Annotated in this window: 9 protein-coding genes and 1 pseudogene; all 10 read right to left on the minus strand. The window is 44.6% G+C overall.

The window, feature by feature from the left end:
• Positions 1-235: 235 nt before the first annotated feature.
• Entirely contained in the window at positions 236-541 is a 306-nt protein-coding gene (locus HQK80_07400) for a HigA family addiction module antidote protein (protein ID MBF0222041.1), read from the minus strand.
• An 11-nt stretch (positions 542-552) separates the two neighbouring features.
• A pseudogene (locus HQK80_07405) lies at positions 553-800 on the minus strand (type II toxin-antitoxin system RelE/ParE family toxin).
• 90 nt (positions 801-890) lie between these two features.
• Complete coding sequence (locus HQK80_07410) at positions 891-1181, minus strand: helix-turn-helix transcriptional regulator (GenBank protein MBF0222042.1); 291 nt, start codon at positions 1179-1181, stop codon at positions 891-893.
• Positions 1168-1383 (minus strand): type II toxin-antitoxin system RelE/ParE family toxin, encoded by a 216-nt coding sequence (locus HQK80_07415; GenBank protein ID MBF0222043.1) that lies wholly within the window; start codon positions 1381-1383, stop codon positions 1168-1170. Before HQK80_07415 ends, HQK80_07410 begins: the two co-directional genes overlap by 14 nt.
• A 507-nt stretch (positions 1384-1890) precedes the next feature.
• A complete protein-coding gene (locus HQK80_07420) occupies positions 1891-3189 on the minus strand; it encodes an ATP-binding protein (protein MBF0222044.1) in 1299 nt (432 codons plus the stop codon).
• A 926-nt stretch (positions 3190-4115) separates the two neighbouring features.
• Entirely contained in the window at positions 4116-4664 is a 549-nt protein-coding gene (locus tag HQK80_07425; protein MBF0222045.1) for a GAK system XXXCH domain-containing protein, read from the minus strand.
• An 85-nt stretch (positions 4665-4749) separates the two neighbouring features.
• Positions 4750-5709 carry a tRNA 5-methoxyuridine(34)/uridine 5-oxyacetic acid(34) synthase CmoB gene (gene cmoB / locus HQK80_07430; protein ID MBF0222046.1) on the minus strand — a complete coding sequence of 320 codons (960 nt, stop codon included), beginning with the start codon at positions 5707-5709 and terminating at the stop codon, positions 4750-4752.
• A gap of 71 nt (positions 5710-5780) precedes the next feature.
• A complete protein-coding gene (cmoA, locus tag HQK80_07435) occupies positions 5781-6503 on the minus strand; it encodes a carboxy-S-adenosyl-L-methionine synthase CmoA (GenBank protein MBF0222047.1) in 723 nt (240 codons plus the stop codon).
• 15 nt (positions 6504-6518) lie between these two features.
• Positions 6519-6836, minus strand: coding sequence for a ribosome assembly RNA-binding protein YhbY (gene yhbY / locus HQK80_07440; GenBank protein ID MBF0222048.1), 318 nt, complete (start codon positions 6834-6836; stop codon positions 6519-6521).
• A gap of 118 nt (positions 6837-6954) precedes the next feature.
• Positions 6955-7863, minus strand: a 909-nt coding sequence (locus tag HQK80_07445) for a TraB family protein (GenBank protein ID MBF0222049.1), incomplete at its 5' end; no start/stop codon positions are given.

Raw genomic sequence — 7863 nt, forward strand, 5'->3', positions numbered from 1 at the left:
CAGAAACATGGTGCCAAAACCAAGTAACATCTGGATTGCTTCACTCCGTTCGCAAAGACATAGTGGACCTTTCTGCGATCTTGTAGTAATTGGGGACAGACCACGTTTTTTGAAAATCATAGAAAATCGTGGCCAAGTCGTGCTCGCTCTGGGGGGGACGAAGTCCGAAGGGGACCCCCTTTACCGTCCTCTTATTACTTCTTATTTCTTCACCCCCCCAATAATAAGCGTGCACTCAAGCGGCCAGTTGTTCAGCACGCTGTACCTTGGGTGCGCCAGCTTGGCGAGCTTGCCAGAGGTCGTATGCTGCCTGCTGGCCGAGCCACAGATCAGCACGTCCGCCGTTTTCAATCCCTAGCCAGCCTTCCAAACGTAAGGCCATTTCCGGAGAAATTGCGGCATGTTCGTTGACAATTCGGGACAAAGCAGCACGTGTGACGCCAAGTTGTTTGGCGGCAGTGGTAACAGATAGGCCGAGGGCTGGTAAAATGTCCTCTCTCAAGGTTTCACCTGGGTGTGGTGGGTTGTGCATTTGGGTCATAGTTGTTACTCCTAGTGGTAGTCCTGATAGTCAATCAGCACGGCATCTACGCCATCAAAATCGAACGTCAATCGCCAATTGCCATTCACCCATATCGACCAGTGTCCTGTGGTCAACTGGTCAACTGGTGTAGCCTCCATCCAGGCACATTCATGTCGTTTGGGTCTTTGGCAAGGTCTAAGCGGATCAACTGTCGCTTCAACTTTTGAGCATGATGAGGTTGTATGCCTGCAAACGGTGGCAGAAGGTGAGATGCCATCAATGACAATTACAACCAAGGCTCTCCGTACCAATAATCTGGGGAACCTTTTTATTTGGAGGGCACCATGACCAGAAAACAGTTTGCTACTCAATGATCACTGACAAGCTTAATTTCAAGATGACAGCCAAGAGCTTGCGCATATTTCTTTAATGTTGAGATTGAGGGCGAGTGCTTTCCGCTGGTTAAAGACGACTCAAGCCTTGTAACTGCAGGCGCTTTTGTACCCATTTTTTCCGCAATATCTGCTTGGCTTAATCCTGCATTCTGTCGTGCCTGAAGTAATTCCCCGAGAAGAGAGAATTCCGTATCAAGAGCTTCATACTCAGATTTTACGGCCTTTTTCATCAGTGCTTTTTTCTTAAGTTCAGAATGTGACATTTTCCATTACCTCACTCATTCTGGTTTTAGCTATTTTTAGCTCGGATCTTGGGATCTTTTGAGATTTTTTCACAAAAGAATGCAGCATGACAATTTTCTTCCCAATTTTCGTACAGAAGAAAACCCTGGCGATACCTTCTTTGCTTTTTACTCGCAACTCAAAAAGAGGCTCTTTCCAATGCCTTCGTGTGTGGCATTCCAAGATTTGCACCAAATTCACACATAAGGTCGGTTAGCCTTAAATATCTTGCCAACAGGCCATCTGGAAGGTTGAGAATTTCATTCTCCAGCGTTGAATTGTAGTATTTTATTTCCCATTCCATAAACGAATATAACAAATATGTTACTAGAAAACAAGGCGAGTGTTTGTGTTTTTATGTTCTCGTTTTCCGGTTTTTGGCATATGGGGATTCTATTTGAATTAAGGCCTACCCGTCACTCCCTGCGGAAGATCCAATGGGGACCAGGTCTACACATTTGACTAAAATGCTACGTTGTATTAATGATCAGGATATGGTTCGCCCTTTAAGAATAGAATTCCCCGGTGCTTTTTATCATGTCAACGCTCAGGGGAACAAAAAGAGGAATATTTTTAAAAGCAATCGTGAAGTTTCAGGGGAGGTCTTGAATTATCCATTTCTTATATTTCAACCAGACCCCCATTTCTTCAAGACCAGACTCCCCATTTCTTTTGACCCTTATGTCTTTTCTATTGCAGCAGAAGGAACCTCCAGGCAGGCAGAATTTCTATTTTTTTATCGCCTTCCTGGACAGTTTCACTTTCATCGTGTGTGATAATTGTGGCCGCCTCTACTTGCTGCTCTTCCATGGCAATCAGAAGTGAAGATATTTCCCGTTGCCTGGTTTTTTCATCTTTCATTGTCCAACATTCTTGGGCAAGATTTTTCTCTTTTGTCCTCTCCTGCCAGATAAAATCTACTTCACGGCCATTTTGGGTCCGATAGTAAAATATTTTGTGTCCTTGCCGCTTGAGATGGAGGAAAACAATATTCTCGAGAAGGCGGCCGCGATCTTCTGTAATCATGGGAAGAACAGCCTGTACCATCCCGTGATCAATGCAATAGACCTTTCGGGGGTTTGTGTTCCTCCTGTTCATTGAAGCGCTGAAAAGTTGGACGGAGAAGAGGAAATAGGCATCCTCGAACCATTCAAGGTATTGGCCGACAAAGGTTTTACTTACTTTGTGGCCGAGCGATTTTAAATAATCGGTAACTTTATTTGTCGAGTAAAGGGAAGAAACCGATGAAACAAGTCGGTAGCCAGCATCGACAACAGCTTTCGGGTGGAGCACGTCAAAACGCTCTACTACATCTCGGTGAAGGATAGTTTTATAATATTCCTGAAGAAGCATTATTCGTATCTGATCTGATGCGAATAATGTCTCGGGGAACCCTCCTTGCTTGAAATAGTCGCCGTAGGTTTTCTCGATGATCAGCTTGTTTTTTGTTGTCATCTTTTTGTAATCAACCTGTCTGGCATCTAAAAATTCTTTGAACGAAAAAGGGAATAATTCCCATGTCAAAGAGCGGCCCCGCATTTGTGTTGATATCTCTTTTGAAAGCATTTTTGCGGAAGATCCGGAAAGATATACCTCGCAATTCTCTGTGCGGAGCAGTCGATCAATAAATGCTTCCCAATTTTTCACTTCCTGAATTTCGTCAAAAAAACAGTAAACTTTCTCAGTACCTTTTTTTTCAGGGTAAAGGGTGTAGTACGCCTCAATAACAGCACCAATATCTCCTTTTTTTAAATCCCATAGCCTATCATCAAAAAAATTGAGATATAGTATGTTCTCCAGGCTTGAACCTTTTTCCAGTAATTTGCTTATTATCTGATAGAGTAAGGTAGATTTTCCGCAACGTCTGACGCCGATACAGACAAAAGCTTTGTTTGGCAAAACCTCATACTGCAAGTGCCTTGGGACACCAGTTTCAAGGTTTTGGGCCTGAAAGTCCAGGATAATCTGTTGTAGAATATCTTTGTTCATTTGGTTCGCCTTCCTGGAATGTGGATATGTATCTTGCCGACATGCATTATAATCGGTAACATACATTACCAGTATGAATTGGTGGTGGTCAAGGATTATCCTTGTCTAGAAAACAACCTGGTAGGAGTTCCGGGCACAACAGGGGAAAGGGGACGGAACTATTTTCTCGTTCTAGCTAGACGGTTGGAAAGACATCCTCAGGCGTCATTTTTTGCAGGTCAATACTCATAGCTATATCCCCATTTGGTTATTCTAAAAAGTAAAATTCCTTTGCCGGATTACTTACTCAACTTTCCGACTTGATGTATTTTTTTGAAATTGCGAGTTTTAATCGCTATAAGTGCCAAACAATATAGTTGTTGGAATTCAGAAGACAGGTGTCAGAAGTCAGAATGGAAAAAATTTTCGAGAGTTTTCTACTGACCACTGACTTCTGACTCCTGAATACAGTATAATGGGCTGGGCTAAACAATTGCGAAATTACCTATCTTCAGCAGGTTATTGCAACCCAGAAAGTTGAGTTACTTAATTAGTCGCCGTCGTATGAGCTTGCAAAGACAAGGGGTCAAGTCCGCTTTTGACTTTTGCTGGTATAAGATCGCAGAAAGGTCCACTATGTCTTTGCGAACGGAGTGAAGCAATCCAGATGTTACTTGGTTTTGGCACCATGTTTCTGGACTGCCGCGTCGCTTCGCTCCTCGCAGTGACGGAGAGAGTGCGTAGGTGAAGACCCTTGCAACGCTGTTCTCTGTGCTCTCTGTGCTCTCTGTGGTAAAAAAACAAGCTTTTTAGAAATGACAACCGAAAATTGACCACCCCAAGCTATGAATGTAAAAGAAACAATCAGGGACAGAATACCACGATTCTCAAGAAGACATACTCGATTGCTTACATAATCCAACTTAGTTTTGTGACAATAGGCATTTTCACTTGTAACGGCGGTGGCATTGTTTGGTTTGGGAGAGTATTCTGCCATGGAGTTCAACAACAGCCTCAATCTTGCCCTCGGCATATCGACGTTCAAGCTCGCGGCAGAGATTAATAAACTCATCGTAATACTCATCACCAAATCCCGGAAACGAAACCATTTGCTCGACTTCTCTCAAGAAACTTTCAACAGTTTCAGCAGGTGGCAACCTCTTTTCACTTACAGCACGACCAATGGTCTTAAAGGTTTGAGACATTTTGTTTTTCAGGAGCTTATAGCTGTTACTTGAGGCATCTTCCAACTCGGTTGCTGCCTCCTCAGCCCCCTTCAATGCCGCCCCATCCTTGATCTTCAATTTAAGTTCAAGCTGGCCGCCAGCTCGTTTTACCAGGCCAACCTTAATCTTGTTGAAGTTGTGAAGATCAACTCCGAAATCCTGTAAGCCCTCGCTACTGCCTCCCTCTATCTCCGTCGCAAGTAACCGGAGAAAAGCAGCAATCTGCGTGCGCTCCAACGTTTTTTGTATCGTAATTTTTTTAGGGTCCATAAAATCTCCTTTTAGTAATAATTACTAAAGGCAATTTTTACATATTTTGCAAGGTTGAATATCGCCTTTACAAAACAAAGTTTACTTATGGTGCGGTTGCCCTGAAAAATATTCTGAGAGGAGCAGGATAGCCTTCAATGGTTAAAGAGGTGTCAGACGGATCAAGAAAGTCACTATAAGACTCGAAGGTCATCCAGTCAGTTTTACGCTGTTCATCGTTTGACATGGGGTGGGAGTCAAAAAACTCAATATTTTCAAAACCAACTCGCTTCAACCAGTTGGCAAGACAGTTTGCCGTTGGCACAAAGTAGGTGCCTGGCACCTTGGCATAGGTTTTTTCAGGGAAAAGGGCCACCGAGGCATCACCAGGTATGGCCTGCGATTCAAGAATCAATGTGGCACCGGGCTTCAGTGAGTTTTTTATGTCTCTCAACATCTCAACCGGAGAGATCCGGTGATAGATAATGCCCATCAAAAAAATGACATCAAAAGTTTCTGGAAACAACCTTATATCTTCAACACCGAATGGCTCTATATGTAAATTTTTCTGTCCGGCTAGCTGGTTGAGGGCCTTGAAGGCAAAATAGTGCTGGACATACGGCTCAAAACCCAGCACACATTTGGGCTGATGGGCCGCCATTCGAAACATATAATAGCCGTTACTACAGCCAATATCAGCGACAACCTTGTTTTTTAGCTCAGGTAAAAAAGGGATAACCCGGTTCCATTTTCGCTGACTTTGCCATTCGGTATCCACCTCAATTCCAAAAACATTAAAAGGCCCTTTTCTCCAGGGCATAAACTCTTTGAGAACTTTAAGTACCTTTAGATGCTGTTGATCGCTAATCTCATCACGACTCCCTATCGTGACCTGGTCTTTATTAAAATCCAGGTTTTGGGCAGTCAGGCCGCATAGTGCCTCATACGGCTCCCGAAACCGCAGAAAACCCTTTTTGTTTTGGGAAAATCTATCTTGATATTGCCTACTTAGCACCGAAACAGCTTTCTTGTCGGCCTTAGGCATGCAGGCGAGATAATCAGGCATAACATGTATCTGAAGGGGCAACTTCCCTTTGATGAAATTAGCAAAAAAGCGGCCGTTTAGTGGCTTAGCCTTTATTTGATCGCAGCAAAAGACGAAAAATTAAACCATTGAAAAAAAGATTCAACCTTTTTAAAACCAGCCTTTTGCAGCAGGCTGATATTTTCGTTTATTGAGAACGGTACCAGCACATTTTCGAGGGCTTCGCGCTTCTTAGTGATCTCAATCTCTGAATAGCCTTGGGCACGCTTAAAGTCGAGATAATGCTGAATAAAACTGCGATTGAGCTCTGGAGTCGGACAAACAGTTTTTTCGCTGACCAGCAGAAGACCACCGGGCCTTAGCGCTTGAAAAAGTTTATTTACGAACTCCTGTCGCACCAACGGGCGGATGAACTGTAACGTATAGTTCATGATTATGGCTGAAGGGTCATCCAGTGAACAATCAAAAATATCTGCTTCAACAAATTCCAGCCGGTCTTGCTTGGCGTACATCTCTGTCTTCAAAACCGCCTTTTGAATCATCGCCGGAGAGTTATCGACTCCAACAAAGGCATACTGTAACGACTCAGTTTTTCGTGCCAGACGCAGCACAGTCGCGCCCGTCGAGCAGCCAAGGTCATAAATCCGACCGCCTGCCGGCACAAACTGCTTGATAAGTTGAGCAGACATATCAATAATGTCAGAGTAAAAAGGTATACTCCGCTCAAGCATATCATCAAATACTTCAGCTACTTTTGCTGTGAACTGAAAGTCCGCTTCGGGAATATCAGGGTCATTGAACAGTTGGTCTTTCATAGCAAAAAAACTCACTCAAGGAAGGTGGATCGTATCCTCTTTCTGCGGATCATCATTTGCCCTGAACAAAAGAACCGTCTTGCCCAGAAGCTGCACCACTGTCGCACCAGTTGCCTCAGATAACTGCTGGGCAGCGTCATCACGATCAAACGGACAGTTATTCTGAATCTTGATCTTTACCAGCTCATGGGCTCGTAGCACCTCTTCAACAGCGATAATCAGAGTTTTGGTCATACCCTCGCGGCCAACCATGGCCACGACCGGAAGATGATGCCCCAGGCCCTTGAGATGCTTAGTTTGCTTACCGGTTAATTGCTGTATTTTTTTTGCCATAAAATCATCTTCCGTATGTTGTTAATTCAGCTTCGCCGAAACGTAATCATACCCTTCGGGCATAGTTCCTGTACGAAATAATTTTCATCGGGGAAAATTGCTATTCCCGGACAGCCGCTTAAAAAAGGTTTGAGATGATTTCGGCCCCACCTACCCAGGTCCCGATCATCGAGCCGAACCCAGGCAGCAAAAAGGCCATAAGCACTTTAAGAAGTTTATTCCTCCACCACCCCCCGACCGTTGACATGTCTTCAAGCACTGTCTCAAACTCCTTCACCACCGGCGGCATGACCATGACCTGGATAAATGCTGTCACGTAACCTGCGCCAATAACCGGAGTCAGACTGGTAATGGGGGCCGCAGCAAAGGCTCCGATAATAGTCAATGGATGAGCCAGGGCGATCAGCGCACCAGCCGCTGAAGGTATGCCGTTGGCCAAAACCCAGTATTGAATATTTTCTCCGGCAACAGCTCCACCTTTGGTGTAGGCAATAACTGCAATTGAAGCGATTATTGCCAGAGGTATCGACCAACCGACCACCCTCCACATCGGTGAGACAGGCGGAATTGTATCAATTTCCGCCATAGTAGCAGCCCTGTCTGCAAGCAGTGCTTTTTTGGTGCCCTCCAGATGACCAGCACCGATAACGGCAACAATGGAGTTACCAGTGGAGGCCTTGATCTTTTCAGAAAGATAGGTATCCCGCTCATCAATAACTACACTCTTAAGCTCAGGCATGCTCTCGCCAAGCTCCTTGAGAAGCTCCGACAGAACATCATTTTTTTTAAGTTCGGTCAGCTTGTCTTCGGTAAGTTCGGTTGTATCAAACAAACTGGCAAAGAGGCTGGCAAGCAGATAACTTTTTTTCCAAAACGATGTTTTAGCCCAGGCCCGCCGTAAAGTTACACGTACTTCACGGTCACAGAGAGAAACTGGAATATTCAGTTCTGCGGCCACCTTAGTGGCCTCCAAGAGTTCGGCGCCAGGAACCACTCCAAGCTGCGCGCCTAATTTTTTTTGATACGA

The sequence above is a fragment of the Desulfobulbaceae bacterium genome (assembly GCA_015231515.1).
Taxonomy (GTDB): domain Bacteria; phylum Desulfobacterota; class Desulfobulbia; order Desulfobulbales; family VMSU01; genus JADGBM01.